Origin of the sequence: Bradyrhizobium sp. AZCC 1578 (assembly GCF_036924675.1) — a bacterium.
Lineage (GTDB): Bacteria > Pseudomonadota > Alphaproteobacteria > Rhizobiales > Xanthobacteraceae > Bradyrhizobium.
In genome coordinates this window covers 1,966,346-1,992,916 of sequence record NZ_JAZHRZ010000001.1, presented here as the reverse complement: position 1 = coordinate 1,992,916, position 26,571 = coordinate 1,966,346, and the positions used below count along the sequence as shown (strand labels likewise).

The 26,571-nt window shown below is 63.5% G+C and carries 23 protein-coding genes; 13 read left to right on the top strand and 10 right to left on the bottom strand.

All coding sequences use genetic code 11. The annotated features are described in order from the left end of the window. Positions 1–195 precede the first annotated feature (195 nt). Both V1290_RS09880 and V1290_RS09875 read left to right on the top strand, forming a co-directional pair. Positions 196–1,368: a thiolase family protein gene (locus V1290_RS09880; protein ID WP_334364224.1), complete on the top strand. Its 1,173-nt coding sequence runs from the start codon at positions 196–198 to the stop codon at positions 1,366–1,368. A gap of 346 nt (positions 1,369–1,714) precedes the next feature. Then, positions 1,715–2,995 carry an amidohydrolase/deacetylase family metallohydrolase gene (locus tag V1290_RS09875; protein WP_334364223.1) on the top strand — a complete coding sequence of 427 codons (1,281 nt, stop codon included), beginning with the start codon at positions 1,715–1,717 and terminating at the stop codon, positions 2,993–2,995. Between the two features lie 12 nt (positions 2,996–3,007). On the opposite strand, the gene V1290_RS09870 is transcribed toward V1290_RS09875, so the two are convergent. Both V1290_RS09870 and V1290_RS09865 read right to left on the bottom strand, forming a co-directional pair. Further along, entirely contained in the window at positions 3,008–3,886 is an 879-nt protein-coding gene (locus V1290_RS09870; RefSeq protein ID WP_334364222.1) for a DMT family transporter, read from the bottom strand. Between the two features lie 7 nt (positions 3,887–3,893). Further along, positions 3,894–5,591, bottom strand: coding sequence for an FAD-dependent oxidoreductase (locus tag V1290_RS09865; RefSeq protein WP_334364221.1), 1,698 nt, complete (start codon positions 5,589–5,591; stop codon positions 3,894–3,896). A gap of 35 nt (positions 5,592–5,626) precedes the next feature. Here V1290_RS09865 and V1290_RS09860 point away from each other — a divergent pair, with 35 nt between their 5' ends. Beyond that, the gene (locus tag V1290_RS09860) at positions 5,627–6,613 is read left to right on the top strand and encodes a Bug family tripartite tricarboxylate transporter substrate binding protein (protein ID WP_334364220.1); all 987 of its coding nucleotides are present in this window, start codon (positions 5,627–5,629) and stop codon (positions 6,611–6,613) included. A 23-nt stretch (positions 6,614–6,636) separates the two neighbouring features. Here V1290_RS09860 and V1290_RS09855 read toward each other — a convergent pair whose 3' ends face one another. Both V1290_RS09855 and V1290_RS09850 read right to left on the bottom strand, forming a co-directional pair. Then, positions 6,637–7,878 carry an aminotransferase-like domain-containing protein gene (locus tag V1290_RS09855; RefSeq protein WP_334364219.1) on the bottom strand — a complete coding sequence of 414 codons (1,242 nt, stop codon included), beginning with the start codon at positions 7,876–7,878 and terminating at the stop codon, positions 6,637–6,639. Between the two features lie 68 nt (positions 7,879–7,946). Further along, a complete protein-coding gene (locus V1290_RS09850; protein ID WP_334364218.1) occupies positions 7,947–8,408 on the bottom strand; it encodes a DUF3124 domain-containing protein in 462 nt (153 codons plus the stop codon). On the opposite strand from V1290_RS09850, the gene V1290_RS09845 reads away from it, so the two are divergent. The 4 genes from V1290_RS09845 (at position 8,407) to V1290_RS09830 (ending at position 14,190) form a co-directional block, all read left to right on the top strand. Beyond that, positions 8,407–10,134 (top strand): cation:proton antiporter, encoded by a 1,728-nt coding sequence (locus V1290_RS09845; RefSeq protein ID WP_334364217.1) that lies wholly within the window; start codon positions 8,407–8,409, stop codon positions 10,132–10,134. The two genes, V1290_RS09850 and V1290_RS09845, sit on opposite strands and share 2 nt — an antisense overlap. 483 nt (positions 10,135–10,617) lie before the next feature. Continuing rightward, positions 10,618–11,691 (top strand): 3,4-dihydroxy-2-butanone-4-phosphate synthase, encoded by a 1,074-nt coding sequence (gene ribB / locus V1290_RS09840; RefSeq protein ID WP_213289328.1) that lies wholly within the window; start codon positions 10,618–10,620, stop codon positions 11,689–11,691. Positions 11,692–11,878: 187 nt separating this feature from the next. Further along, positions 11,879–13,093: an acyl-CoA dehydrogenase gene (locus V1290_RS09835; RefSeq protein WP_334364216.1), complete on the top strand. Its 1,215-nt coding sequence runs from the start codon at positions 11,879–11,881 to the stop codon at positions 13,091–13,093. A 179-nt stretch (positions 13,094–13,272) separates the two neighbouring features. Further along, complete coding sequence (locus tag V1290_RS09830; protein ID WP_334364215.1) at positions 13,273–14,190, top strand: MBL fold metallo-hydrolase; 918 nt, start codon at positions 13,273–13,275, stop codon at positions 14,188–14,190. A gap of 139 nt (positions 14,191–14,329) precedes the next feature. On the opposite strand, the gene V1290_RS09825 is transcribed toward V1290_RS09830, so the two are convergent. Next, positions 14,330–15,181 (bottom strand): DUF1499 domain-containing protein, encoded by an 852-nt coding sequence (locus V1290_RS09825; protein ID WP_334364214.1) that lies wholly within the window; start codon positions 15,179–15,181, stop codon positions 14,330–14,332. 456 nt (positions 15,182–15,637) lie between these two features. Here V1290_RS09825 and V1290_RS09820 point away from each other — a divergent pair, with 456 nt between their 5' ends. After that, a complete protein-coding gene (locus V1290_RS09820) occupies positions 15,638–16,873 on the top strand; it encodes a hypothetical protein (RefSeq protein WP_334364213.1) in 1,236 nt (411 codons plus the stop codon). Positions 16,874–16,978: 105 nt separating this feature from the next. Here the strand turns inward: V1290_RS09820 and V1290_RS09815 are convergent, their stop codons facing one another. Further along, positions 16,979–18,607 carry a fatty-acid--CoA ligase gene (locus V1290_RS09815; protein WP_334364212.1) on the bottom strand — a complete coding sequence of 543 codons (1,629 nt, stop codon included), beginning with the start codon at positions 18,605–18,607 and terminating at the stop codon, positions 16,979–16,981. Positions 18,608–18,691: 84 nt separating this feature from the next. Here V1290_RS09815 and V1290_RS09810 point away from each other — a divergent pair, with 84 nt between their 5' ends. Then, positions 18,692–19,840 carry an extensin family protein gene (locus V1290_RS09810; protein WP_334364211.1) on the top strand — a complete coding sequence of 383 codons (1,149 nt, stop codon included), beginning with the start codon at positions 18,692–18,694 and terminating at the stop codon, positions 19,838–19,840. Between the two features lie 28 nt (positions 19,841–19,868). Here V1290_RS09810 and V1290_RS09805 read toward each other — a convergent pair whose 3' ends face one another. Beyond that, a complete protein-coding gene (locus tag V1290_RS09805; RefSeq protein WP_057843542.1) occupies positions 19,869–20,558 on the bottom strand; it encodes a L,D-transpeptidase in 690 nt (229 codons plus the stop codon). 339 nt (positions 20,559–20,897) lie between these two features. Between V1290_RS09805 and V1290_RS09800 the strand changes: the two genes are divergently transcribed. Together V1290_RS09800 and V1290_RS09795 are read left to right on the top strand one after the other, a co-directional pair. Next, a complete protein-coding gene (locus V1290_RS09800; RefSeq protein ID WP_334364210.1) occupies positions 20,898–21,875 on the top strand; it encodes a magnesium transporter CorA family protein in 978 nt (325 codons plus the stop codon). 129 nt (positions 21,876–22,004) lie between these two features. After that, the gene (locus V1290_RS09795; protein ID WP_057843385.1) at positions 22,005–22,226 is read left to right on the top strand and encodes a hypothetical protein; all 222 of its coding nucleotides are present in this window, start codon (positions 22,005–22,007) and stop codon (positions 22,224–22,226) included. A 116-nt stretch (positions 22,227–22,342) separates the two neighbouring features. On the opposite strand, the gene V1290_RS09790 is transcribed toward V1290_RS09795, so the two are convergent. Both V1290_RS09790 and pdxH read right to left on the bottom strand, forming a co-directional pair. Next, positions 22,343–23,095: an SDR family NAD(P)-dependent oxidoreductase gene (locus tag V1290_RS09790; protein WP_065748956.1), complete on the bottom strand. Its 753-nt coding sequence runs from the start codon at positions 23,093–23,095 to the stop codon at positions 22,343–22,345. Positions 23,096–23,136: 41 nt separating this feature from the next. Continuing rightward, positions 23,137–23,778 carry a pyridoxamine 5'-phosphate oxidase gene (gene pdxH, locus V1290_RS09785; RefSeq protein WP_334364209.1) on the bottom strand — a complete coding sequence of 214 codons (642 nt, stop codon included), beginning with the start codon at positions 23,776–23,778 and terminating at the stop codon, positions 23,137–23,139. Between the two features lie 122 nt (positions 23,779–23,900). Here pdxH and V1290_RS09780 point away from each other — a divergent pair, with 122 nt between their 5' ends. Both V1290_RS09780 and V1290_RS09775 read left to right on the top strand, forming a co-directional pair. Continuing rightward, a complete protein-coding gene (locus V1290_RS09780; protein ID WP_334364208.1) occupies positions 23,901–24,299 on the top strand; it encodes an RT0821/Lpp0805 family surface protein in 399 nt (132 codons plus the stop codon). Positions 24,300–24,423: 124 nt separating this feature from the next. Further along, the gene (locus V1290_RS09775) at positions 24,424–25,392 is read left to right on the top strand and encodes a J domain-containing protein (RefSeq protein ID WP_334364207.1); all 969 of its coding nucleotides are present in this window, start codon (positions 24,424–24,426) and stop codon (positions 25,390–25,392) included. Positions 25,393–25,798: 406 nt separating this feature from the next. On the opposite strand, the gene V1290_RS09770 is transcribed toward V1290_RS09775, so the two are convergent. Further along, positions 25,799–26,569, bottom strand: coding sequence for an anti-sigma factor family protein (locus V1290_RS09770; RefSeq protein WP_334364206.1), 771 nt, complete (start codon positions 26,567–26,569; stop codon positions 25,799–25,801). Positions 26,570–26,571 lie beyond the last annotated feature (2 nt).

The following is a 26,571-nucleotide window of genomic DNA, read 5'->3' as shown; positions in this document are numbered from 1 at the left end:
AACAGCCGGCGCATGCGGCCTTCGTCGCGCATCGGCCGCAGAAGACGTGGCCTTGCCCAAGAACGGGCATTGTGCAAATCCCGGCCTTGAGCCGGCCTGCGGTTCATTCTGTTCCGTCCGCCGGAATTCGGGTTTTCGCTACACACCGCCGCGGCTCCAGTCCATACTGGATCGCATCAAAGGGAGGTCTTTCAAATGCGTGAAGCTGTCATCGTTTCCTATGCACGTACGGGGCTGGCGAAGTCCGGCCGCGGCGGGTTCAACATCACCCCGCCGATGTCGATGGCGGCTCACGCCATCAAGCACGCGGTCGAACGCGCCGGCGTCGACAAGGATTATGTCGAAGACTGCTATCTCGGCAATTGCGCGCATGGCGCGCCGAACATCGGCCGCCAGGCCGCGCTGCTCGCGGGATTGCCGAAATCGACGGCCGGCGTCTCGGTGAACCGCTTCTGTTCCTCCGGCCTGCAGACCATCGCGATGGCCGCCAACTCGATCCGCTCTGACGGGGCTGACTGCATCGTGGCCGGCGGCGTCGAGAGCATCTCGATCCCCGGCGGCGGCTCGCCCAAGGAATCGATCGATCCGGACCTGCTCAAGGTCGCGCCCGATATCTTCATGGCGATGATCGATACCGCCGATATCGTTGCCGAGCGCTACAAGCTCAGCCGTGAATATCAGGACGAGTACTCGCTGGAATCGCAGCGCCGCATGGCCGCCGCCCAGCAGGCCAACAAGTTCAAGGACGAAATCGTCCCGATGAAGACCAAGATGAAGGTGGTCGACAAGCAGACCAAGGCGGAGAGCATCGTCGACTACACCGTCGACCGCGACGAGTGCAATCGTCCCGACACGACGATGGAAGGCCTTGGCAAGCTCGAGCCGGTCAAGGGCCCGGGCAAATACGTCACCGCCGGCAACGCCAGCCAGCTCTCGGATGGCGCGGCGGCGGTCGTTCTGATGGAAGCCAAGGATGCCGAGAAGCGCGGTCTCAACCCGATGGGCCGCTTCGTCGCCTGGGCGGCGGCGGGTTGCGAGCCGGACGAGATGGGCATCGGTCCGATCTACGCCGTGCCAAAACTTCTGAAGCGCCATGGCCTGAAGATCGACGACATCGATCTCTGGGAGCTCAACGAAGCCTTCGCCAGCCAGTGTCTCTATTCCCGCGACAAGCTCGGCATCGATCCGGAGAAGTACAACGTCAACGGCGGCTCGATCGCGATCGGCCATCCCTTCGGCATGACCGGTGCGCGTCTCACCGGCCACATCCTGCAGGAAGGCCGCCGGCGCAAGGCCAAGTGGGGCGTCGTCACGATGTGCATCGGCGGCGGTCAGGGCGGCGCCGGCCTGTTCGAGATCTATAGCTGATATTTTTCGAACGCAGCGACACGCAAAACAAAGAGAATGGCCCCGCGAGGGGCCATTTTTCGTTTGGGGTCATCCGGACCGAACGCGCGACGCGCTGCGATTCGAGGCGTCATTCTTCTTGATGACCACTCGTCCGATCGCTTCTCTTGCTCTGTGGCCGCGTCGCGCTTGCGTGCGCCGCGAGAGGCAAAGCTGCGAACGTCGATACAGCAAGCGCCCACTGGAAACCGGCAACGTCGCGCTTCAATCCAGCGTGGGACGAGGATGGGCAGGTTTTACTCTTGCTTGCGGAAGGCTGGGAGCGGGCGCATCATCGCGCCATAACAATCAAATTGGGGAGGCTGCCATGAGCGGGGTTTCACGCCGTCATTTCCTGAGCCTGACCGGATCGGCCGCGGTCGTCGCGATGTCCGGAAGCGCCCATGCCACGATGGGACCGAATGACAAATTCGACCTCGTGATCAAGGGCGGCGACGTGCTCGATCCGAGCCAGTCGCTCAAGGGCAAGCGCGATATCGGTATCCGCTGGGGTGTGATCGAGGCCGTCGAGAACGAGATTCCGGCCGCGCGCGCCGCCAAGACCATCGATGCCTCAGGCAAGCTGGTGACGCCCGGCCTGATCGATCTGCATTCGCACGTCTACCCCTATGGTTCGGCGATCGGCATTCCCGCCGACGAGCTGGTGCAGGCCCAGGCCACCACCACGGTGGTGTCGGCGGGCGATGCCGGCGTCAACAATCTCGCGGCGCTGCGGCGTTACATCGTGGCGCAATCGCGGGCGCGAATTTACGCCTTCGTCCATATCGCCAACAACGGATTGTCCGGCTTCCCGGTGGCCGAGCTCTACAACATCGATTACGCGCAAGTCGATGCCTGCGCGATGGCGCTGGCGGAAAATCCGGAATTCCTGCTCGGCGTGAAGGTCAGGATGTCGGAGAACGTGATCGCCAGGCACGGGCTGGAGCCGCTGAAGCGCGGCATCAAAGCCTGCGAGATGTGCGGCTGGCCGGCCAAGATGATGGTGCATATCGGCGGCGTCGAGACCAGGGAGCTGATGTCAGAGATTCTCGATCTGATGCGGCCGGGCGACGTGCTGACGCACGCCTATTCCGGCGCTCCGAACATCGGCGGCGTCTTCACCAACATCGTGCAGGACGGCAAGCTGCTGCCGGCAGCGCTATCAGCCAAGCAGCGCGGGGTGATGTTCGACGTCGGCCATGGCGGCGGCAGCTTCGATTTCACGGTGGCGGAGGTCGCGCTTCCCGGTGGCTGCATGCCGGATACGATTTCCTCCGACATCCATGTCTTCTCCGGCAACTCGCCGGGCATACCATATCTGCCGAACGTCATGAGCAAGTTCATTACGCTCGGCCTTACATTGGAGCAGGTGGTGGCGGCGGCGACTTCGACGCCGGCGAAGATCATCAACCGCGCGCCCAAGATCGGCACGCTGCAGATCGGCGCACCCGGCGACGTCGCGATCATGGATCTGGTGGAGGCGCAGACCTCGTTCGTCGACACCCGCAACAACAAGCGCGAGGGCAAGCTGTTGCTCAAGCCCGTGCAGACCGTGATCAACGGCGTGCCGTTCGGTCGGCCCTATCAGGCGCCGTTCGCGGTGCGGTGAGCCGCCGCCCATTCACTTTGATGGCCGCTGCGCGCGGATATCGCCGGCGATGTCGGCAATGACGGCGCCCATCACCAGAGCGCCGCCGGCGAGGACCCGTAGTGTGGGCACCTCGCCAAATCCCACCCATATCCAGAACGGCATCAGCGGCGTCTCCAGCGTGGAGATCAGGGCGGCCTGCCCGGAAGGCAGCAGCCGCGAACCGAGGAAAAACAGCGTCAACCCCAGCGCAACCTGGAAAAATCCGAACATCGCGAGGATCAGGATATCGGCCCCGGGGATGCCGGCGATGCTGCCGGCAAAGGGAATGCTGACGATGCTGCCCAGAAAATTGGATAGCGCGGCGGCGGCCACCATGGACGTATCCTTGTGCCGCCGGACCATGACGGTCATCGCGGCGATCGCCAGCGTCGTGAAGCAAGCGAGCGCTATTCCCAGGATATCGGACCCGATGCGCGCGTTGCCGACGATGACCGCAACGCCGCAGAGCGCCACGACACTCGCGACCATAGTTCGCGCATGCGGGACTTCTTGCAACCACACCCAGGCAAGCGCGGCCGTGACGAAGGGGCCTGTCGCGATGATGATGGCCACATTGGACACGCTGGTCAGTTGTAGCGATGGGATGAAGGCGATCATGGCGGATGTCGATAATGATGCGACCAGCCAGCCGCTTTTTCCTATCCTTGTCAGGTCCCGCAGTCCGGCGCGGCCTTGCAGCACCAGCATGATCGCCACGATCAGGCCGCCGCCGAACAATCCGCGCCAAAACAGGATGGTCCAGGAGTCGTAGGGAAGGAGCCTTGTAAAGAACGGCGCCGTGCTCCAGGCAATGGCGGCGGCGACGACCAGGGCAATGCCTAGGCGATGCTGGGAGCGCGCCTCCGTCATCAGGGGATCAATCCGGGCTGGGGGTGAGGCTTCGGCCGATCAGCTTGCTGACGAGCGGCGCGGGATCGTCAGGGATCGCGTTACCCCGCCAGGCGACATGCTGGTCGGTGCGCGCAAGGATGAGTTTGTGGCCGCCGGGCGGCGGCGCTTGGTCGCCGGGTACATCGACGATCTCAAACGGGACGCCATTGGCGCGCATCGCATCGGTCAAGGGCGCAACCACAACACCCGGATCGTAGCGCAAAAGCGTGTAGCCCGGACCCAACGCATCGTAGACCGGCCGTCCGTCCGGCAATTTCGCGAACGGAAGCCGGCAGCCCGGCGTCGAGGACGGCGTGAAGTCCGCCATCGTAAAACCCGGATGCTCGGCGCCATCATAGGCGATGATCGGAGAGCGATCGTAGAAATACCCGAAGTTGAGGCCGGCACAGCAATATTGCTGCACGTTCAGGTCATAGGCCGCTTGCCCCACCTGCTTGCGGACGGCATCGCCTCCCGGCCCCGGCTGCTCGATTGCATCAGGAACGGTGCGGCGCTGGCTCAAGACCTTGCCCGCCATCTCCATCGCAAAGCGCGACACTTGTTCGGTGATCGGCAGACGCTCGGCCTCATAGGCGTCGAGGATGGCGATGTCGGCCCAACCCTGCAGATAGGCGGCGAGCAGCCATGCGAGGTTCGTTGCGTCCGCGATCCCGGCGTTCATGCCGTAGCCGGCATAGGGCATCCACAGATGCGCGGCATCGCCGCAGATGAAGGCGCGTCCCTTGCGAAACCGGTCGGCGACAAGGCGGCGGCCGACCCAGTCCTCTTTGCTCAGAATCTCGTATTCGAAGTCGGGGCCGACGCCGAGGATGGCGCGGATCGAGGCATCGCGATCGACGGATTCGAAGGTCTCATCCTCGCGATTGAGGTGATTGTGGATCAGCCACTTCTCGCGGCCGTCGATCGCGACAACCGTGCCACAGCGCCGCGGATTGAGCGACAGCGTCATCCAGGCGGGCCGGTCCATCAGGCCGAGCAGGGCGGGCGCGCGGATGTAGGTCGATTGCACGCGCTGGATGATCGGCGTTCCCTGCAGATTGGCGTCGATCGCCTTGCGAACCAGCGACCGCGCCCCGTCGCAGCCAACGATGAAATCGGCGTGAATCTGAAAGGCGGCTCCGGTATCGAGGTTGCGGACGGTTGCAACGATGCCCTCATCGACTTCGCTGAAATCCTCGAATGCGCTGCGGTTCAGAATCTGCAGCCCGTTGATGGCGGCGGCGTGGGCGAACAGCACGGGTTCCATATAGATCTGGTTGATGCGGTGCGGAGGCTCGGCTGTCGGCCAACCGGTGTCTGGCCCGCCGGTGGCGGTATAGCGATCGCGCCGGCAGGGAATGAGGATACGCGATAGCTCGATCCCCGTTGCCGTGGTGCGGTAAGAGCAATCGTTCGGATAGTCGGCCGGCAATCCGGCGTCGCGCAGCTTCTGCGCCAGTCCTAACCTGCGAAAAATCTCCATCGAGCGCGACGAGACGTGGTTGCATTTCACGCTCGGCGGCTCGCCGGCGGCGCGTGTTTCCACGACAGTGACGGATATTCCCCGCGATGCGAGGTCCATTGCCAAGGTGAGACCAACCGGACCGCCACCGACCACGAGAACGCTGGTCTTCACCATGTCACTTGCCGCCTTGTCGCTTGCTGCGCTGGGACGATCATGCATTACTGAGCGCCACAGAGATCATCGGGGGACCATCAATGTTTCCGTCGATCCGGCAAGGCATGATCCGCGCCCTTGTTGTTGTTTTGTCGCTGTCGTTGTCGGCGATTGAAGCAGCAAACGCATATCCCGATCAACCCATCAAGATCATCGTGACATTTCCGCCCGGCGGCAGTGCCGATATCGTCATCCGCGCCCTGCAGCCGTTATTATCGGAAACGCTGCGTCAGCCCGTTGTCATCGAGAACAGGGCGGGCGCGGGCGGCAATATCGGGATCGGCGCGGTGGCGCAGGCAGCGCCTGATGGCTACACGCTCGGCGTGGCCGCAGCCGGCGTGCTGACCGTCAATCCCCATCTCAGCCGCGCGGCGATGGCGTTCGATCCGATCAAGGACCTGGCGCCGGTCACCTTGCTGGCGGAAATCCCGTTCGTGCTGGTGTCTTCGCAACAATCGGCCATTGCCTCTGTCGCCGATCTCATTGCCAAGGCCAAGGCTCAAACGGCGGGGCTGTCGATCGGCCATGGCGGCAACGGCACGGCGATGCACCTGACCTCGGCCTTGTTCAACCAGAAGGCCGGTGTCGGAATTCAGTTGATCGCCTATCGCGGCACCGCGCCGGCGACGACAGACGTTCTTGCCGGCCACGTCCCACTGGCCGTGCTGGATATCCCCGCATCCAAGCAGTTGATCGGCGACGGCAAGTTGAAGGCGCTCGGAGTCTCCGCCGCGAAACGCGTGGCCTTCCTGCCCGATGTTCCGACGCTGGCGGAGCAGGGCCTCTCCGGATTCGAATCCGTCGGCTGGTTCGGCATCGTCGCGCCCGCCGGCACGCCGCCCGACATCGTCAAAACGCTGAATACCGCCTTCGTGAAGGCGTTGAGCGATCCCGCGGCGATCGAGAAAATCCGCGTTCTCGGCGCCGAACCCGCGCCCACCTCGCCCGAGGCTTTTGCAAAATTCATCCAGAGCGAAAGCGTGAAATGGGGCAAGCTGATTACCGAGGCCGGGATCAAGGCTGAATAGGACACCGACCAAGGCTTGCAGGCTCAGCTCCGCGCCCGCTTCTCCACATTCGCGATCCGTGCCGGCACGCCGAACTCCTTGCGGCAGACTTCGGCGAGCACGGCGACGCCTTCGCGGATCTGTTCATGCGAGGGACTTGCGAAGCACAGCCGCAGCCGGCTGCCGGCATAGGTCTTGTCGGTCGACCATTCAGGCCCCGGATTGATGGCGACGCCGGCAACAAGCGCGGCCTGATAGAGTTTTAGCGTGTCGACATTGTCGGGCAGCTTCACCCACAGGAAGATGCCGCCCTCGGGCTCCTCGAATTCGGCCGAGGTGCCGAACTGCTCGCTGAGCGCTTCCATCAGCGTGTCGAGCTTGCCGCGCAGGCCGCGTGTCAGCTTCGGCACGTGGGTCGAAAAATGCGGCGCGCAATACTCGGCCAGCACCATCTGCTCCAGCGCGCCGCTTCCAGCGTCGGTCTTCAGCGCCAGCATCCGCGACATCATCTCCCAGGGTGCCACGATGAAGCCGACCCGCAGCGCCGGCGCGATCGACTTCGAGAACGAGCCGATGTGGATGACGCCGCCATGCTTGCTCATGGCATAGATCGCGGGCGGACGTTTGCCGGCCCAAACCAGGTCGGCGTAGCAATCGTCCTCGAAAATCGGCACGCCATATTGCTGCGACAGCTTCAGCATCTCGGCGCGCCGCATCTCCGGCAGGATGCTCCCGGTCGGGTTCTGCACGGTTGGGATAGTGTAGATGTATTTCGGCGTGATGCCGCGGCTTTTATGGTCGGCAAGGGCTGCCGCCAGCGCATCCATCCGCATGCCCTGCTCGTCGAGAGGGATGCCGATCGCCTTGACACCAAGCCGCGTCAGCCGGGTCAGCGCGCCCTGATAGGTTTCCTGCTCGACCAGCACGGTGTCGCCGCGCGCCAGCAAGGTTTGGTTGACGAGGTCGAGCGCCTGCAGCGAACCGGAGACGATCATGATATCGTCGGCAATGCAGGCGATGCCGGCGTCGCGCTTGAGTTTCGCGCTGAGGAATTCGCGCAAGGGGCGATAGCCCTGCGGACCGCTGGCTAGGCCGTAGGTCGCGAGCGTCTTGCCCTCGCGCCGGAGAACGGTATTGACGGCATCGATCAGCCCATCGACCGGAACCTGCTCGGGATCATTGTTGCCGCCGACAAAGCTGTATCTGGCAAGGCCGGTCCACCGCGCTGCCGGCGCCGGCAATCCGGTGGGCAGCAAGGGCGCAAAATCGAAGGAAGCGGTAGACATGAATGTTCACTCCATCTTGTTTCTTGTTGAGAGGCCCGACCGGGCGGCTCTCTCGTCTCGTCGTCGTTTCAGCCTGGTTCTTGCCGACGATCCTGATCGGCCTGGCTGACGAAGGCATGATGTCCGGTGCCGACGCCGACCATCAGCGCCTCGACCGTGGGCTCGGTGATCTCGCCCGTGGCCGCCCAGTCGACCACGAAATTGGCTCCCGCTTCGCCGCGAACGTCGTCTGCAGCGATGAAGACCTCGACGGTCGCGAACGGTTTTAACGCAATCGGGGACTTGAGGTAGCTCCCCGCCATCTTGCCTGATGTGTCGAAATAGGCGATCCGCTGGGGGATCAGGGGGCGGGAGTTTGCGAAATTCTGTTCGATTCCGCCTGTGGTCCGGGCGCTGGCGGTGGAGGCGTACGGGATCGACAACACGGCCAGAATCGCGAGAAAAGCCCCCATTCTATGGCTGTGACACATTGCTTGTTTGACCCTTGCGCCGGGACCTCTAGGTTGCAAAAGGGGGAAGTCCGGAACCATGCACGAGCTTATTCGCGATATCACCTTATGCATCCTGTTCGCCTGGGTGCTCGGCCTGTTGGCGCATTTTTCCCGGCAGCCGTTGATTTTGGCCTACCTTATCGCCGGGTTCTTCATTGGTCCATTCGGCATGAAGTGGGTCGAATCCCAGGATTCGATCACCGTCATCTCAGAGCTCGGCCTGATCTTCATGCTGTTCATGATCGGGCTGGAAATCGACCTGAAGAAGATCGTGCGCGCCGGCAAGGTGATTCTGTTTGCCGCGGGCGGGCAATTGGTCGGCGGCGTCCTGCTCGGAATATTGTTCTTTATCGGGATCGGCCTGTCGATGGGGAGCGGGCATTTCGACGCGCTCTATCTCTGCATTGCCTGCGCGCTGTCGAGCACGGTCATCATCGTCAAGGTGCTGTACGAGAAGCGCGAGCTCGACACGCTGCCTGGGCGGATTACGCTCGGTGTGCTGGTGCTGCAGGACATCTTCGCGATCCTGTTCCTGGCGGTGCAGCCGAGCCTCGACAATCTGCAAGTGAGCGTGATCCTCTTGTCGATCGCCCGGGTCGGCGCGCTGGTGGCGACCGCGCTGGTGCTCAGCCGCTATGTGCTGCCGTGGCTGTTCCACCAGATCGCGCGCCGGCCCGAGCTGATCCTGCTCGGGGCACTGGCCTGGTGCTTCCTGATCGGCGAGATCGCGGAGAGGCTGCACCTGTCGCGCGAGATGGGCTCGCTGGTGGCTGGCGTATCGCTGTCGACGTTCCCCTATGCGCTCGACGTCACCGCCAAGGTGACGACGCTGCGCGATTTCTTCATCACGCTGTTTTTCGTCTCGCTCGGCATGACCATCCCGATCCCCGGTGCGTCGGTGATCGGGCTGGCGCTCGCGATCGCGGCCTTCACCGTCGTCAGCCGCATGGTGACGACGTTCACGCCGCTTTATCTGATGAAGCAGGGACTGCGCGCGAGCCTCCTGCCGGCGATCAACCTGGCGCAGATTTCGGAATTTTCGCTGGTCGTGATCCAGACCGGCGTGCTGGCACACCATATCAGCCCGGAAACGTCGAGCGCGGCGTCGTTCGCCTTCGTGGTGCTGGCGGTCCTGAGCACCTTCGTCATGGGCCGCAGCGACCAGGTCACGCGCGGCCTGATCGGTCCGCTGAAGCGGATCGGGCTCCGCGACCTCGATCACAAGCATGAGGCCGACGCAGCGCACGAGGGCGGGCATGGGGAGGCGCGCCGGATCGTCATTCTCGGGTTCTTCCGCGCCGCCAGCGCGCTGGTTGCCGAGATCGAGCGCCTCACTCCGGCGGTGCTGGAGCAGATCACCGTGATCGACTTCAATCCGCTGGTATTCAGGACCTTGACGGACCGCGGCATGCACGTGGTCTATGGTGACATCAGCAACGTCGATACGCTGGTGCATGCCGGCGTCGGCAAGGCCGAGCTGATCATCCTCAGCATCCCGGATTCGCTGTTGAAGGGCGCCGACAACGAAAAGCTGGTCCGGCACGTCCGCTCGCTCAACCCGACCGCCAAGATCGTCGCCACCGCGGAGATCCTGGCCAACGTCAACGACCTCTACGAGGCCGGCGCAGATTACGTGACGGTGACGCGGCTCAGCGACGCCCACGAACTCTACAAGGTGATCGAAGCCGCCCAGGCCGGGCTCCTGGAGGACAAGCGCGCCGAGACCGACGCGCTGCTCAGCGAGCGCCGCGAGGTGCTGCCGTAGAGCCTGACGAAAATAGGTTTGACTGCGACCACGAATAAGGTGCGCTCCCTCTCCCGCTTGCGGGGGAGGGTTGGGGTGGGGGTGTCTCCGCGGGCGACACTGCCTGAGTGGAAAGACCCCCCACCCGGCGCTTCGCGCCGACCTAAGAGCGAGCTTCGCTCGTCTCGACCCCGCAAGCGGGAGAGGTGAAGCGCGTCTGCGGCCAAATCGATCTAAACAAAAATCAGCATGCTAGCGGCAAAAGACGGGCGCCGCGGGCTGACTTCTCCGGCAAGACGGCATATCTACGCCTGATCGGGACGAAACCGGCCGATGCCACCGGGCGGAAATCGTCGACAGTTTATCCCGCTTCAGCACCGCCGCAGCATGGCCGCTTCGCGCCCGCCGGCTGAGGTTCTGCCCTGCGTATTGACGCTGGCGCCGGCCATGGAGTCCGGCTAATGCACTGGCTGAAGCTAGCTAGATTTGGCGAGATTTTGAGAAATGGCCGATAGCATCCAGGAAGTTCTGCAAGCCTTTGCCAAAGGCGAACTTGTCGTCGTCACCGACGATGACGATCGCGAGGGCGAGGGCGATCTGATCGTTGCGGCTTCGCTCTGCACCGCGGAGAAGATGGCATTCATTATCCGCCACACCTCCGGTATCGTCTGCGCGCCGATCACCACAGACGACGCCAGGCGGCTGCGGCTCGATCCGATGGTGGCGCATAACGAGTCCAATCACACCACCGCCTTTACCGTCTCGATCGACTACAAACCCGATGGCGGCACCGGCATTTCGGCGGAGGAGCGCGCCTCCTGCTGCCGCGCGCTCGCCAATCCCAACGCCGGCGCCAATGATTTTGCCCGGCCCGGTCATATCTTTCCGCTGATCGCCCGCGACGGTGGCGTGCTGCTGCGCTCCGGCCATACCGAAGCGGCGGTCGATCTCTGCAAGCTTTCCGGCCTGCCGCCGGTCGGCGTCATCTCTGAATTGATGAACGACGACGGCACCGTGATGAAGGGCGAGCAGGTGACGAAATTTGCCGCCGCCCACAAGCTCAAGCACGTCACAATCGCTGACATGATCGCCTACCGTCAGGCGCGCGAAAAGTTGATCGAGCGGGTCGCAACGTTTACCACCGACAGCCCTATCGGTCCGCTGCAGGGCTATGCCTATCGCTCGCCCTTCGACGAGATCGCGCATGCTGCCTTCGTCTACAACGGCATCGGCGACGGCAAGAACGTGCTGACGCGCTTGCACAAGCCCAATATCGTCAAGGATCTCTTCACCGGCCAGGCGCGGATGCAAATCGTGCTGGACCATTTCAAGAAGGCCGGCCGCGGCGTGCTAGTTTACTTGCGCGACGGCGCGGCCGGAGTTCCCGTCGAGCCGGTCGGTGAACAGAAAACAGCAGAGGCGGACAGGCACCGGCAATGGCGTGAAGTCGGCGTTGGTGCCCAGATCCTGCGCGATCTCGGCATCACCTCGATCGTCAATCTCACTTCGTCGGTGCACGACTATAAGGGGCTATCCGGTTTCGGCATCGAGATCGTTTCCAACGAGAAGTTGGAGTAGTCATCATTTCGGGAATGGTGCGCTAGCACCATATCCGGAATCTCGAGATTCCCAGGGGTGCAAGGGGCGCCCCACAGTTCATGCTTCGCATGCCCCGGAATGACGTGGTGAAACATTTGCGCTTCTGCCGATAGCGCATTAATTTGTCGACAATTTACATGAGGACAATGATGCGAAAGGGATTTTCATGAGCGTGCGCCCTCAAGCCAAGGACAAGCCGGCGGCGGCCTCCTTCCAGTGGGACGATCCGTTCCTGCTCGACGACCAACTCACCGAAGACGAGCGCATGATCCGCGACACCGCGCGTGCCTATGCGCAGGACAAGCTGTTGCCGCGCATCATCAACGCGTATCTGGAAGAGAAGACCGACCGCGAGATCTTCAACGAGATGGGCGAGCTCGGCCTGATCGGTGTCACGCTGCCGGAAGAATATGGCTGCGCGAACGCGAGCTACGTCGCCTATGGCCTGGTGGCGCGCGAGATCGAGCGGGTCGATTCCGGCTATCGCTCGATGAACTCGGTGCAGTCGTCGCTGGTGATGTACCCGATCTACGCCTATGGCGACGAGAACCAGCGCAAGAAATACCTGCCGAAGCTTGCCACCGGCGAGTGGGTCGGCTGCTTCGGCCTGACCGAGCCGGATGCCGGCTCCGATCCCGGCGGCATGAAGACCCGTGCCGAGAAGGTGTCGGATGGCTATCGCATCAGCGGCAGCAAGATGTGGATTTCCAATGCCCCGATCGCCGACGTCTTCGTCGTCTGGGCCAAGTCGGCCGCGCATGACAACCAGATCCGCGGCTTCATTCTCGAGAAGGGCATGAAGGGCCTGTCGGCGCCGAAGGTCGGCGGCAAGCTGTCCTTGCGCGCCTCGATCACCGGCGAGATCGTGATGGACGGCGTGGTGGTGCCGGAGAATGCGCTGCTGCCCAACGTATCGGGCCTGAAGGGACCGTTCGGCTGCCTCAACCGCGCCCGCTACGGCATCTCCTGGGGTGCAATGGGTGCGGCGGAAGACTGCATGCACCGCGCGCGGCAATACACGCTCGACCGCAAGCAGTTCAACCGGCCGCTAGCGGCAACGCAGCTCGTGCAGAAGAAGCTCGCCGACATGGAAACCGAGATTGCGCTCGGCCTTCAGGCCTCATTGCGGGTCGGCCGCCTGATGGACGAGGGCAAGATGGCGCCGGAAATGATCTCGATCGTCAAGCGCAACAATTGCGGCAAGGCGCTCGACATCGCCCGGGTCTCGCGCGACATGCACGGCGGCAACGGCATCCAGATCGAGTACCACGTGATGCGCCATACCGCGAACCTGGAAACCGTGAACACCTATGAAGGCACCCACGACGTCCACGCCCTGATCCTGGGCCGGGCCATCACGGGGATACAGGCGTTTTCGTAAAGTGTGAGGGGCGCGCAGAAGTAGCCCCACATTATGCCGCCATCGCCCGCCTTGTGCGCAATTGCGCACTGGGGCGGGCGATCCAGTACGCCGCGGCGGTTCGTTTCTTCTCGAACGTCAGTGATTACCGGATACCCCGCCTTCGCGGGGTATGACGGGAGTGATGGTAGGAACTCCGCATGGCCGACAACGACGACATCCCGTTCAACCGCGACTTTCCGCTTCGAGCCGGCGTCGTCGATGAGCCGCGTCCCGGCGTGCGGCGTGTCCTCTGCAACAATCCGAGCCCGTTCACCTTCACCGGCACGGTCAGCTACATCGTGGGCAAGGGCAATGTCGCGATCATCGATCCCGGTCCCGATGATGATGCGCATGCCAAGGCGTTGCTCGACGCCGTGCGCGGCGAGACGGTGACGCATATTCTCGTCACCCACACCCACCGCGACCATTCGCCGAACACCGCGCGGATCAAGGCAGCCACCGGCGCGCCCGTTTATGCTGAGGGGCCGCACCGCGCCTCGCGGCCACGCTTCGAGAGCGAAAAGCACAATCCGGAATCCGGCGCCGACCGCGATTTCAGGCCCGACATCGAGGTCAAGAACGGCGACGTCATCGAAGGGCGGGGCTGGGCGCTGGAGGCGGTCGCCACCCCCGGCCACACCGCCAATCACCTGGCGTTCGCCTGGCCCGAGCGAAAGATCAATTTCGTCGGCGACCACGTGATGGGCTGGTCGACCTCGATCGTCGCACCGCCGGACGGGTCGATGAGCGACTACATGGCCTCGCTGGCGCGGCTGGAAGCGCGCGAGGAGGATCTGTATTTTTCAGGCCACGGGCCGGAAGTTCCGGAAGGGCCGCGTTACGTCCGTTTCCTGACCCGGCACCGCCAGGCCCGCGAGGCCTCGATCCTGCATCGGCTTGCCAAGGGCGAGGCCGACATCCCGACCATGGTGCGCGCGATCTATATCGGTATCGACCCGCGGCTGACGAATGCCGCCGGCTATTCCGTGCTGGCGCATCTGGAAGATCTGGTCGCCCGCGGGATCGTGGCGACCGATGGCGATCCGGTGATCGGCGGGACGTATCGGCTGGCTTGAGCTCTCACCGTCATTCCGGGGCGACACGAAGTGTCGAACTAGGGTATGCAATTGCATACCCGAGAATCTCGAGATCCCCCGGTGCGCAATTGCGCACCTGAGGTTCGCGCTTCGCGCGCCCCGGGATGATGCTGACGCGTCATTTTTTTACATTCTTTGCCTGGGCCTTGGCCGGTGTCTGCGGCTTCTTCGGCGCCGCCGGCTTGGCGTTGTCGACGGCGGCGTTGATGTCCTCGATCAGCTTTGAGACGCGGGCGGCGTTGCTGCCGAGGTCGCTTTCGAAATAGCGCGAGGAGGAGCGGATATCGACGCGTGAATCGTCGCCGTCGGGGGTAATGCGGATCGAGATGTCCTCGCGGAATCCCATGATCGGCGTTCGCGCCACCGCCTCGATGCGGCCGATGCGGCGTGGCGGCTGCGGCGGCCGTTCGTCGATCACGAGCCATTTGCGCTTGTTGACCAGCGCCAGCGTCACCTCATAGGCCCGCTGCGGCGGTACTTCGAGTTCCACGGTCTCGATGTCGGGATAGGCGATCCGCTGCTGCTCGGCCGAATAGAGTCCGGCATAGACCGCGGAGTTGGCGCCTTCGCCGCTGCGCAGCCGCGCCAGCGCCTCGAAGCGCGGCGGATCGATCGGATCGGTGGTGATGTCGTGGATCGGCGGCAGCTTGCGATATTGCAGGGCGAGGTAGGCCGGGTAGGCGAGCAGAAGGGCGCTGATCAGGAACGCCAGCACGATCCGGCCCATGCCGCGCGATCCGTTCTGCCAGATTGCGGCAAAGGCGGCGAGGCCGACCAGGATCGAAAGCACGGCCAAACCGAGCGCGCCGAAGAACGTCGCCAGCGCGGGTTTTACCTCCAGGAAGCCGAAGCGGACGATGATGATCGACACCACCACCGCGACCACGGCGAAGATGGCGAGGTTGCGCGACCAGGTGGCGAGGCTGGACACGGGCTCCGACTGGTAAGGAGAGGAAAACCTTCGGGCCATCGGTGAATCTGCCGGGTTTCTGAAATCTGTGTGGCCGGCGGGCCGGCTGCAAACTCGCAAGCTTGAGACCACGGCGTGGCGCGAATTTCAAGTTTGCAGGCGATACTAATCGGGCAAATGCGCTGCGTGCAGCAACCTCATGGGTAACCATCCCTGTAAATTGATTATTAGTTGTACATTGAAGTTGGTCCAATTTTCGTCTACCTCTCGCCGCCTGGTTGTCGTATTTGCCGCAACACGGGACTGTCCTGCACGGGACACCGGCGAACGCCAGCCAAGGGGAAACGGTGGGCGTCAGCCGGAAGCGCTGCAGGATGATCTCAACTCTTGGTCCTTGTTGCGGGCGGAGTCGCAAAAAAATTGCGGTTGCGCCCCCGGAGTTCTAGGATCGCAGAGGGCGCAATCGGCATACGTCCGCGGGGCTGGCGGAAGGCCCCATGAGGGCGAGTGTTCAGTATGAGTGATGCAAAGCACGAACGATATGTCGGCCCGAACGATCCGGCATATGCGCCGCGTGAGCAGAGGGAACGGACGAGCAGCGATCAACCGGGCACGATGCTGATGCAGAACGACGATGGCTGGCGTCCGCGAATGCCAACGGAAGGACCGCCCTTGCAGCCCTTCAGCAAGCCCGCGCGCCGCCAGGATTCCGAAATGTTCACCAAAGCCGTGGCCCAGGCCATGCAGGAGGCGAGGGAGACCGCGCCGGTCGAAGCGCCATCCGTGCTCCGCGACCTGTCGGGACGCCGCGCGCTGTTCCAGCAGGTCATCCGTTTCTCGATCGCCGTGGCGATCGCAGCGAGCATCGCGATGCTTCTGGTCATGGCCATTCCGTCGTCGCAGCGCCCGGCCAACCAGGATAATGCGTCGCTCTCGGCCGCCTGGCAGTCGGTGAAATCGTCGGTGCTTCCGGCGCCGCAGCCGCAGCCAGCGAGGCGTACGGCGACCTTGGCCGTACAGGACGGCAGTGGGTTCACCAACGATCCCGTGCCGCTCGGGATCCACGTCGGCTCTCCGCCGCCCGACGCCTACGTATCCATCAATGGACTTACTGCCGGCGCACGGCTCACATCCGGCAAGCGTGTCGGTCCGAGCGAGTGGCGCGTGTCGGCGACGGAGATTTCCGGCGTTTCGGTCATTCCGCCGGATGGCTTCACCGGCCAGATGCTGGTGACGGCGGAGCTGCGTGACGGCAATGGCGTGGCGCTCACCGGCACCTCCACGCGCCTGACCTGGGCGCCTGTGCCAAAGGCCCCTGTCGCTGCGCCGCCGGTTGCCGCGCCAGCCCCGGTCGTTGCCGCGCCGGTTGCTGTAGCGCCAGTCGCTGTACCGCCGCCGCCGGTCGCCATGGCCGCGGCCGCGCCGCCGATGCCAGCCGTGCGGCAGCAGGCGGAAGTCGTGCGAAGCCTCGATCCGAAGGAGATCGCTGCCCTGATCAAACGCGGGCAGGACCTGCTCGCCGCCGGCGATGTGCAGTCGGCGCGGCTGGTGCTGATGCGTGGGGCGGAAGCGCAGGATGCGCGCGCGGCGCTGCTCGTCGGCTCGACCTACGATCCGGCGCGGCTCAGGCAGATGGGTGCCGATGGCCCGCTGGCGGACGTCGCGCAGGCCCGCATCTGGTATCAGCGGGCAAAGGAATGGGGCGAACCCGACGCGCAGCGACGGCTCGACGCGCTGGCGCTCTCGCGCTGATCCTGGGCGGGCGTGTTGCACCCCGCTTGAGTAAGATTTTTTAGGAAGAGGCCGCCTCCCGCTTTGCCGGAAGGCGGCCTCTTTGAATCGACCCCAGGCTTCGCGTCACGCCGCCGCGTTCGGGAAGCTGTAGCTCTTGAACTGCTCGCGCAGCGCGGTCTTCAGGATCTTGCCGGTTGCGGTGTGCGGGATGCCGTCGACAAAGACGACGTCATCGGGCATCCACCATTTCGCGATCTTGCCATCCATGAATTTCAGGATGTCCTCGCGGCTTGCCTGCTGGCCGGCCTTGAGTTGCACGATCAGCAGCGGACGTTCGTCCCATTTGGGATGGTAGACGCCGATGACAGCGGCTTCCGCGACCGCCGGGTGGCCGACCGCGAGGTTTTCGAGATCGATCGATGAGATCCATTCGCCGCCGGACTTGATGACGTCCTTGGAGCGGTCGGTGATCCGCATGTAACCGTGCTGGTCGATGGTGGCGACGTCGCCGGTGTCGAAATAGCCTTCCTCGTCGAGGATGTCGGTATCGACCTTGAAATAGCCCTTGGCGACCGCGGGCCCACTCACCTTGAGGCGGCCGAAGGTCTTGCCGTCCCACGGCAGTTCCTTGCCGGCATCGTCGGTGATCTTTATCTCGACGCCGAACGGCGGGTAGCCCTGGGTCTGCAGGATGTCGAGCCGCTCCTCGCCGGTGAGTTCGGCAAACGGTGGCTTCAGCGCGGCCACGGTTCCGATCGGGCTCATCTCGGTCATGCCCCAGGCGTGGCGTACGCGCACGCCCATGTCGACGAACGATTTGATCATTGAGCGCGGCATCGCCGAGCCGCCGCATACCACGCTCTTCAGGTGGGGCAGCTTCAGATTGTTGGCCGACATGTGGTTCAGCAGCATCAGCCACACCGTCGGCACGCCGGCGGTATGGGTGACTTTCTCGGTGTCGAGCAGTTCATAGACCGAAGCACCGTCGAGCTTGGCGCCGGGCATCACGAGCTTGGTGCCCATCGAAGGCGCGGAGAATGCGATGCCCCAGCTATTGGCATGGAACAACGGCACCACCGGCAGCATGGTCTCGGCGGCGCTGGTGCCGAGCGCGTCGACGTTGTTGGCCATCAGCCCGTGCAGCACGTTGGAGCGATGCGAATACAACACGCCTTTGGGGTCGCCCGTGGTTCCCGAGGTGTAGCACATCGCGGCCGCGGTATTCTCGTCAAAGTCCTTCCACGTGAACTTGCCGTCCGCTTCCGCGACCCAATCCTCATAGGCGACCGCGTTCTTCAGCGTGGTCTGCGGCATATGCGCCTTGTCGGTCAGCACGATGTAGCGCTCGACGCTCGGCAGGTTGGCCGCGATCTTTTCCAGGATCGGCACGAAGGTGGTATCGGTGATCACCACGCGGTCCTGCGCGTGGTTGATGATCCAGGCAATCTGGTCGGGGAACAGCCGCGGATTGACAGTGTGGCAAATCGCGCCGATTCCCATGATGCCGTACCAGCATTCGAGATGGCGCCAGGTGTTCCAGGCGATGGTGGCGACACGGTCACCGAGCTTGATGCCGTCGCGGTCGAGCCGTTGCGATACTTTCAGCGCGCGTGCATGAATTTCGGCGTAATTGGTGCGATGAATGGGGCCTTCGACCGACCGCGTGACCACCTCTTGCGTGCCGTGATACTTCGCCGCGTGTTCGATAATCCGATGGCAAAGCAAAGGCCAATCTTGCATCAATCCGAGCATACGCACTTTCCTCCGATGGTTGTTTTATTGCCGCACGGTCCGCGAACATTGCTGGCGGATCGGGGTTAAGTTCATGGAATTGAAATGAACTTTACCGCGCAGAAAGCAAGCCGAAAATGGGCTAATGGCACCTTTGGCCGCATTGCAGCGGCAATGGTTACCGCTGCTGCGGCCGCGCTGTTGATTGGCATGCCAGTCGAGCCGGCCTGGGCGGCAAAGGCTTCGCACGCCGCGCCGTGGGACAACCTGTTCAGGCATTTACAACCACGTCCGCGAGCAAAGGCGCGCCGTGTGGCTGTGCCGCTGCCGAAGCCGCGTCCCGCTGAGGCGCCGTCTGCCGAGCCAGAGAAGCCGGCCGAGAAGGCGTCGCCTGAGAAAGACAAGGCCAAGGAGCAGGCGGCGCCTGCACCGCAGCCCACGCCACAACCCTCCGCGTGCCGCCTGGCGCTGACGGACGAAGTCGCCATTGCGCCCAGCATCCCGGATATCCGCGGCGCCAACGGCTGCGGCGGCGAGGACTTGGTGCGGCTCGAGGCGATCGTGCTGCCGGACAAGCGGCGGGTGTCGGTGAAGCCGGCGGCGATCCTGCGTTGTCCCATGGCGTCTGCGCTGGCAGAGTGGATCCGCAAGGATATCGTACCGCTCGCTGAGCGCCTCGGCAGCACCGTCTCCGATCTCGACAATTTCGATTCGTTCGAGTGCCGTGGCCGTAACCGCATCGTCGGCGCCAAACTCTCCGAGCACGGCCGCGCCAACGCGCTCGACGTGCGCGCCTTCAAGCTCACCGATGGCACCTCGATCTCGCTAACCGACCGGACCGTGCCGCGGAAATTGCGCGAGACCGTGCTGCACTCCGCCTGCACGCGGTTCTCGACCGTGCTCGGCCCGGGTTCGGACTGGTACCACGAGGACCACATCCATCTCGATCTGATGGAGCGGCGCGGCAATTACCGGATCTGCCAATGGGACGTCTGGGACCCGCTGCCGCAGAGAGCGCCGCTATTGCCGGCCGAACGGCCCGAGGAAGCGCCGCCGCGCGAGGTCGCCGCCAAACCCGACGACGCCAAATCCGACGCGAACAGGTCTGACAAGCCTGATGCAAACAAGTCTGGTGCGAAGCCCGATGCGGCCAAGCCGGACGCTCAATCGAATGGCGAGAAGTCGGAAAAGGCCGAGCCGGCGCGCGAGGACAAGCCCGCAACGAAAAAGCGCCGGAAAAACCGGCGCTCTTGATCTTCCACTGCAGTGTAACCGGCGTCAGCTACTGCGCCATTGAGCTGCTGTTGCCGCCGCCCTGCAGCGCCATCTTGGAATTGAATGGCGAGTCACCCTGCTTGGGTTCGAGCACGACGACCACGGTGCCCGTCTTCACCCGGCTGTAGAGGTCGATGACGTCCTCGTTGGTCATGCGGATGCAGCCCGACGAGATCGAGGCGCCGATATATTCCGGCTGGTTGGTGCCGTGGATGCGGAACAGCGTGTCGCGATTGCCCTGATACAGGTAGAGCGCGCGGGCGCCGAGCGGATTGTCGACGCCGCCGGGCACTGAAGCCGGCAGGCCTTCGATACGCTTGTGAATGTCGGCGGTCGGCGTCCATTTCGGCCATTCCGCCATGTTGCCGACGCGCGCGATGCCGGAGAATGCGAGGGCTTCCTCGCCGACGGTGACGCCATAGCGGATCGCCTTGCCGCCGTCCTGGACCAGATAGAGGTAATGGTTGTCGGAATCGACAACGATGGTACCGGGCAGTTCCTTGCGGTGATAGTCGACGATGGCGCGGCGGAACGGTTCCGGGGGCTTGACCGCGGCATAGCGCGCCTTGGCAAGCTGGGCCTTGTCGTTCGGCTTGAGGGTGGCTTCAGGGGCAGCTTGATAGGTGGTTGCCGGCATGCAGCCGGACAACGCAAGGCCGGCGGCGAGCAGCCCCAAAATTACTTTCAGCGACGACATGGTACACTTCCAATCGAAAGTCAGGCGTTCGCAAGCCACAATCTTGCGCCTCAAACGCGACGATTCCATTAATCTCATTATCTGCAAAAGCCGGCTGACATGCCAGCATTTGCACGTCCATTCTGCGCTGCGGAAGGCTGGCTGTGGCTTTTATGCCGCAAGTTTTGCGGCTTCCGGTTGATTTCTGGGCAGGGATGGCGCAGGGGCCAAATCGCGGCCGCGCCGCCGCCACCCCGCTGCCATAAATATCGACGCCGGTTAATGCGAGGGTCATGAAGCACTTGCCAGAATCGGGTCTAGTGCCGCTGGGTGGGATGTCTACCGGTTCCGGAGTTGCCTATGTTTTCGGTGTTTGTTCCCTTCGAATCTACCCTGAAGAAGCTCCCGGATGTGGACCCGGCAGCATTGCCGGACAATGCGGTCTGGATCGACCTGTTGAACCCGACGGGGCAGGAGGACCGCGCGGTCGAGCGGCTGACCGGGATTGCAGTACCGACCCGGGAGGACATGCAGGAAATCGAGATTTCCAGCCGGCTCTATATCGAGAACGCCGCCCGCTACATGACCGCTACGCTGATGTGCCAATCCGACACCGATATGCCGCGGACCACGGCCGTCACCTTCATTCTCGCCGGTCACCGTCTGGTGACGGTGCGCTACGACGAGCCGAAGCCGTTTGCGCTCGTTGAGCACAAGCTGGCGCGCTCCTGCCTGCCCGGGATATCGGGCGAGATGGTGCTGATGGAACTGCTCGACGCGGTGATCGACCGCTGCGCCGACATTCTGGAGCGCGCTGGCGCCGAGGTCGACCAGGTCTCGCACGACATCTTCGAGCCCGAAAGCGCACGCCATGGTCAGGCCAAGCGATACTCGCAGATCCTGATCGCGATCGGGCGCAAGGGGGATCTGGTCTCCAAGATCCGCGAGAGCCTGGTCTCGATCGGCCGCGTCGTCACCTTCCTGTCGGCGGTGGTGGAGGGTGTCAAATGGTCCAAGGATATGCGCGAACAGCTCAAGACCATGCAGCGCGACGTCGGTTCCCTGACCGACCACGCCTCCTACCTCTCCAACAAGATCACCTTCACGCTCGATGCCATGCTCGGCGTCGTCAATCTCGAACAGAACAACATCATCAAGCTGTTCTCCGTAATGGCGGTGGTGCTGATGCCGCCGACCCTGATCGCGTCGGTCTACGGCATGAACTTCAAGGTGATGCCGGAACTCGAATGGGCGCACGGCTATCCGATGGCGCTGCTCATGATGCTCATGGCAGCAGTGCTGCCGTACTTGTTCTTCAGATGGAGGAAGTGGCTGTAGATCACAGTTCCGTGCGGTTCCCGATGTGCGAAAGATCGACTCAATCCCACCGCTAAAATTTGAGCAGTGGACTGAACGAATGGTCGAAACTTGTCTGCGATAACGCGTCTCTCAGGCCGCGAGGATCCCATGGTTGAGAAACTTATAATGTCGCCACGCAACGTCATCGACCTGGCCCGCTATCAGCAGAGCCGCAGCGTTGGCAAGGCGCAGGCGTTCTCGACGCGGCTTTGCCGGCACTGCGGTGCTGTGCTGGCGGACGGCGAGAACGAGGACGAGTGTTCGAGCACGTTCAACGTCGCTGCGACGACTGCTCTGCGCACTGCGCAGCGGAAGTTTTGCGCGGAGTAGGTAACGTGCTGTCATTCCGGGGCGCGCGAAGCGCGAACTACGATGCGCGATTGCGCATCGGAGGAATCTCGAGATTCCGGGTCCACGCGTAGACGCCGGAATGACGATTGAATAGCCTAAACGTGCTGGCCGCCGTTGATGTGAATCTCGGCGCCGTTCACGTAAGAGCTGGTTTCCGTGCACAACACGTAAATGATCTTCGCCACCTCGTCCGGCGTGCCGAGGCGGTGCATCGGAATCTGCTGCTCGACGATCTTCTCGGTGCCCGGCGACAGGATCGAGGTGTCGATCTCGCCGGGCGCGATCGCGTTGACGCGGACGCCGACGCGGCCGAAATCGAACGCCATCTCGCGCGTCAGCGCGGCAAGCGCCGCCTTCGACGTCGCATAGGCCGCGCCCGCGAACGGGTGCACGCGCGAGCCCGCGATCGAGGTGACGTTCACCACCGCGCCCCTGGCGTGTTTCAACTCCTCGAGCAGTCCGCGCGCGATCATGATCGGCGCGAAGAAGTTGACGTGAAAGACGTGGTTCCAGGTTTCGACATCGGTGTCCATGGTGCCGAGCCGCCCGCCGCCCGGCGCCTTCGGCGAGATCGCCGCGTTGTTGACCAGCGCGTGCAACTCGTCGTTCTCCAGCCGCCTGCGAATCTCGGAAATCGCGCGCACGGTGTCGTCATGGCTGCCGAGGTCGACCTCGATGTGATCCTCCGGGCCGGCGCCCCACGGGCAGACTTCCGGGAAGGCGTGCCGCGAACAGGTGATGACGCGCCAGCCGGCCGAGGAGAACCGGATCGCGGTGGCATGGCCGATGCCGCGGCTGGCACCGGTCAGAAGCAGCGTGCGCCGTGGCGCATTGGATGGAGCGGGCATGCAGGTCTTTCAACTTTGAACGTCGTCGCGTGCGTTTAGCGTCAGGGATAGAGCCGCACCTTGCTCCAGGCCTGTGACGGCGCATCGCGGCGGAATTCGATGCGGTCGTGCAGGCGGTATGGTCGGTCGTGCCAGAATTCGAAACGCTGGGGCGTAATGCGCCAACCGCTCCAGCCGGGCGGGCGCGGCACTTCGCCGATGACGTATTTGGCCGCGACCCTGGCGATTGCCTGCTCGAAGGCGAAGCGGCTCTCCAGCGGCTGCGACTGCTTGCTGGCCCAGGCGCCGATCTGCGCCTGCTTCGGACGCGTCGCGAAATACGCATCGGCTTCCTCGTCCGTCACCGGCGTCACGCTGCCGCGGACGCGCACCTGACGGCGCAGCGACTTCCAGTGAAATAGTAAAGCGGCCTTAGGATTTGCGGCGAGTTCGCGGCCCTTCTGGCTGGCGATGTGGCTGTAGAACACGAAACCATCCGCATCATAGCCCTTCATCAGCACCATCCGGACGTCGGGTAGCCCGTCGGCATCGACGGTCGCCAGCGCCATCGCGTTGGGATCGTTCGGCTCGGACTTCACGGCTTCCGCAAACCACTCGGCAAACAGCGCAAATGGTTCCTCGGCCGCGGTAAAATCACCCGATGTTAACGGTGTCGGGTGTTTGATGGAGGTCGTGTCCGTCATGTCAGGAGTCCCAGTTGCGTACCCTCGCGTCCCAGAACGCGTTGCAGCCCCGATACGGGCACGCCCTATATAGGGCATGGGGACGCGTTGGCCTATCGGCGATCGGGCCGAGGGGCGCTGTGATGACGTTGATTTTGATCGGTCTCGGCTCAGGCGGCTGCAGCCTCTCGCGCCCGGATGCCTACGCCAAGATGAACGGTGCCGACGTCACGGGTGCACTGGGCAAGCAATCGCCGGTGCCGACCGAGAGCGATCTCGCCTTTGCCCGCACCGCCGCCTCCGACGTGCTGACCAAGGGCGACAAGGATTCCAGCCAACCCTGGGAAAATCCGGAGACCGGCGCGCGCGGCTCGGTGACGCCGCTGTCGCAGGCCTATTCTGCGGAAGATGGGCGCACCTGCCGGGATTTCCTGGCGAGCTACGTCAACGGCCGCTCGGAAAGCTGGCTGCAGGGCGCCGCCTGCAAGGCAGGCCACGGTAGATGGGAAATCCATACAATTAAGCCGTGGACGAGGGGATAACGCCTCAAATCGACTTCAAGCGACATGGTAGTTGCAAAAATGCAACTGGCTCCCCAGATGAAGCCAAAGCGGGCGAATTGCCCTAAGCTTCAAGAACCGAATTTCCGTGAAGGAGACGTGACGGATGCGCGACCCCTATGAGGTCTTGGGGGTGCCGCGAGGCGCCAGCGCTACGGCGATCAAGAGTGCCTACCGCAAGCTCGCCAAGAAGCATCACCCCGACAACAACAAGAACGATCCGAAGGCTGCGGCGCGATTTTCCGAGATCAACGCCGCCAACGAGATCATCGGCGACGAGGACAAGCGCAAGCAGTTCGATCGCGGCGAGATCGATGCCGAGGGCAAGCCGCGCTTCCAAGGTTTTCCTGGTGGCGGCTTTTCCGGCGACCCGCGTGGCCGAGCCGGTGGAGGCGGTTTCGAATCCTACACTTTCCGCAGCGGGGGCGGCCCCGGCGGCATGGGCGGCGCGGGCTTCGAGGACATCCTCAACAGCATGTTCGGCGGCGCAGCCAGGAGCGGACGTGCCGGCGGCGGCCGAACCTTTGAATTCGACACCGGTGGAGTCGGCCTCGATCTCGATCTGAACGTCACTATGACGGTGTCGCTCGAAGAGTCGGTCAAGGGCGGGGAAAAGCGCGTCCGTTTGCCGACCGGCAAGGAGCTCAACGTCAAGATCCCCGCAGGCGTCACCGCCGGTCAGCAGATCCGGCTAAAGGGGCAGGGCGAAACCGCGCCGGGCCACCCGCCGGGCGATCTCCTGATTACGGTCAGCATCGCCCCGCATCCCTTCTTCAAGGTCGACGGCAGCGATTTGCGCCTGGATCTGCCCATCACGCTTTATGAGGCGGTGTTGGGCGGCAAGGTCCGCGTGCCCACCCTGGGTGGCGCGGTAGAGCTCTCGATCCCGAAAAATACCTCGAGCGGCCGCACCTTCCGCCTCAAGGGCAAGGGCCTGCCCAAGCCCGGGGAAACCGGGGACTTGCTCGTCACCACCCGGATTATTTTGCCCGACGGGAACGATAGCGAGCTCGAGGCATTGATGCAGAAGTGGCGCGATGGCCACCCGTACAATCCGCGCAGCGATTTCGGCTGATTCGGCCGGGTTCGCGGCGCAAATTTTGCGTGGAATTGAATAGCGGGGTTCCGAGCGGGAGTTTCCCAAAAAAGTGCATTTCTTTCCTGGAAACAAAGGGTTTCCCGGAAAAGGGGCGGCCTCGAAAGGGGGACCAGCGCGGTACCAAACCCCGATCGAGGCCGCTTGCGCCGATCGGCGGATCGAACGCTGCTCATTTTCGCGTGATCACCCGGTGCATTAATGAGACGCACCGGTGTTTTGATTCCAGATTTTCGATGTCAGAATTTGGACAAGCGGCGCGGGTGTTGCCAATTCGTCGCTTTTCGCCGCCCGCACCCCGGACGAAGCGGAGCGCAATCCGGGAACACGTGATCCGATCGCAACGATCCCCGGGTTCCGCTGAGCTCCCCCGGGGGGCTTCTGGTCAGCCCTTCTTTTCCATCTGATCGTAGACGGCCTGGGCGATCTGGGTCAGCCGTCCCCTGTCGGCGCCGGTAGACACCACCGCATAGACGACGCCGTCGTCGGCCCAGAACAGGGTGCTCTCCTTGCCTTCCGCCGCGTACCGCATTTGGGTCGCCTCGGCGTCCGATTTCGCGGTGTAGATCGTGAAGCGTTCGCCTGAGGCGCTCTCATACATCATGAAGGACGCTGGGCCCCCGGAACCCGGCAACAGCCGTCCGCCGACGAGTTTCAATCCGGCCCCCGCCAGTTCCGGCGCGCGGACGACCCAGCCGCAGCGCTTGGTCAGCCATTGCTGCAGATGATGGCGTTCACTGCCCGGCACCTCGACGGGATGCCGCACTTCCACCACGTAAAGCCGGTGCGCTTCGATCGCATGCACCGTCAAATTTTGGAAAGCCGAAGGTGCAGTCGCCGCGCCGCGTGCGAACCAGCCGATGCCGCCGCCGGCGATGAACGCCGCCAGCGTCGCCGCCACCGCGCCGTACACCCATCTGCGCGGCTGTCGCACCAGCCGCTCGATCTCGAGCCGTCTCGGCACCGCCTCGTCGACAACCGAATCGTACCTGGTATGCAGCGCTTCCGCCATCGCGCGCCACGACCGCACCCGCGCGGCATCGTCGGGATGCGAGGCGAGCCACGCTTCGACGTCGCCGCGGCGTTCTGCCGGCAGCTCGTCGTCGACGTAAGCATGCAGCTCGTCTTCGGTGACGGGAATGTTGCGATCGGTCATTG

Coding starts and splice junctions, on each gene's coding strand:
- pdxH (WP_334364209.1), bottom strand. CDS start 23,778: ATGACGGACACGACCTCCATCAAACACCCGACACCGTTAACATCGGGT.
- V1290_RS09780 (WP_334364208.1), top strand. CDS start 23,901: ATGACGTTGATTTTGATCGGTCTCGGCTCAGGCGGCTGCAGCCTCTCG.
- V1290_RS09860 (WP_334364220.1), top strand. CDS start 5,627: ATGTTTCCGTCGATCCGGCAAGGCATGATCCGCGCCCTTGTTGTTGTT.
- V1290_RS09880 (WP_334364224.1), top strand. CDS start 196: ATGCGTGAAGCTGTCATCGTTTCCTATGCACGTACGGGGCTGGCGAAG.
- V1290_RS09770 (WP_334364206.1), bottom strand. CDS start 26,569: ATGACCGATCGCAACATTCCCGTCACCGAAGACGAGCTGCATGCTTAC.
- V1290_RS09800 (WP_334364210.1), top strand. CDS start 20,898: ATGTTTTCGGTGTTTGTTCCCTTCGAATCTACCCTGAAGAAGCTCCCG.
- V1290_RS09790 (WP_065748956.1), bottom strand. CDS start 23,095: ATGCCCGCTCCATCCAATGCGCCACGGCGCACGCTGCTTCTGACCGGT.
- V1290_RS09865 (WP_334364221.1), bottom strand. CDS start 5,591: ATGCATGATCGTCCCAGCGCAGCAAGCGACAAGGCGGCAAGTGACATG.
- V1290_RS09845 (WP_334364217.1), top strand. CDS start 8,407: ATGCACGAGCTTATTCGCGATATCACCTTATGCATCCTGTTCGCCTGG.
- V1290_RS09855 (WP_334364219.1), bottom strand. CDS start 7,878: ATGTCTACCGCTTCCTTCGATTTTGCGCCCTTGCTGCCCACCGGATTG.
- V1290_RS09875 (WP_334364223.1), top strand. CDS start 1,715: ATGAGCGGGGTTTCACGCCGTCATTTCCTGAGCCTGACCGGATCGGCC.
- V1290_RS09795 (WP_057843385.1), top strand. CDS start 22,005: ATGGTTGAGAAACTTATAATGTCGCCACGCAACGTCATCGACCTGGCC.
- V1290_RS09835 (WP_334364216.1), top strand. CDS start 11,879: ATGAGCGTGCGCCCTCAAGCCAAGGACAAGCCGGCGGCGGCCTCCTTC.
- V1290_RS09870 (WP_334364222.1), bottom strand. CDS start 3,886: ATGACGGAGGCGCGCTCCCAGCATCGCCTAGGCATTGCCCTGGTCGTC.
- V1290_RS09810 (WP_334364211.1), top strand. CDS start 18,692: ATGAACTTTACCGCGCAGAAAGCAAGCCGAAAATGGGCTAATGGCACC.
- V1290_RS09825 (WP_334364214.1), bottom strand. CDS start 15,181: ATGGCCCGAAGGTTTTCCTCTCCTTACCAGTCGGAGCCCGTGTCCAGC.
- V1290_RS09775 (WP_334364207.1), top strand. CDS start 24,424: ATGCGCGACCCCTATGAGGTCTTGGGGGTGCCGCGAGGCGCCAGCGCT.
- V1290_RS09830 (WP_334364215.1), top strand. CDS start 13,273: ATGGCCGACAACGACGACATCCCGTTCAACCGCGACTTTCCGCTTCGA.
- V1290_RS09820 (WP_334364213.1), top strand. CDS start 15,638: ATGAGTGATGCAAAGCACGAACGATATGTCGGCCCGAACGATCCGGCA.
- ribB (WP_213289328.1), top strand. CDS start 10,618: ATGGCCGATAGCATCCAGGAAGTTCTGCAAGCCTTTGCCAAAGGCGAA.
- V1290_RS09805 (WP_057843542.1), bottom strand. CDS start 20,558: ATGTCGTCGCTGAAAGTAATTTTGGGGCTGCTCGCCGCCGGCCTTGCG.
- V1290_RS09850 (WP_334364218.1), bottom strand. CDS start 8,408: ATGGTTCCGGACTTCCCCCTTTTGCAACCTAGAGGTCCCGGCGCAAGG.
- V1290_RS09815 (WP_334364212.1), bottom strand. CDS start 18,607: ATGCTCGGATTGATGCAAGATTGGCCTTTGCTTTGCCATCGGATTATC.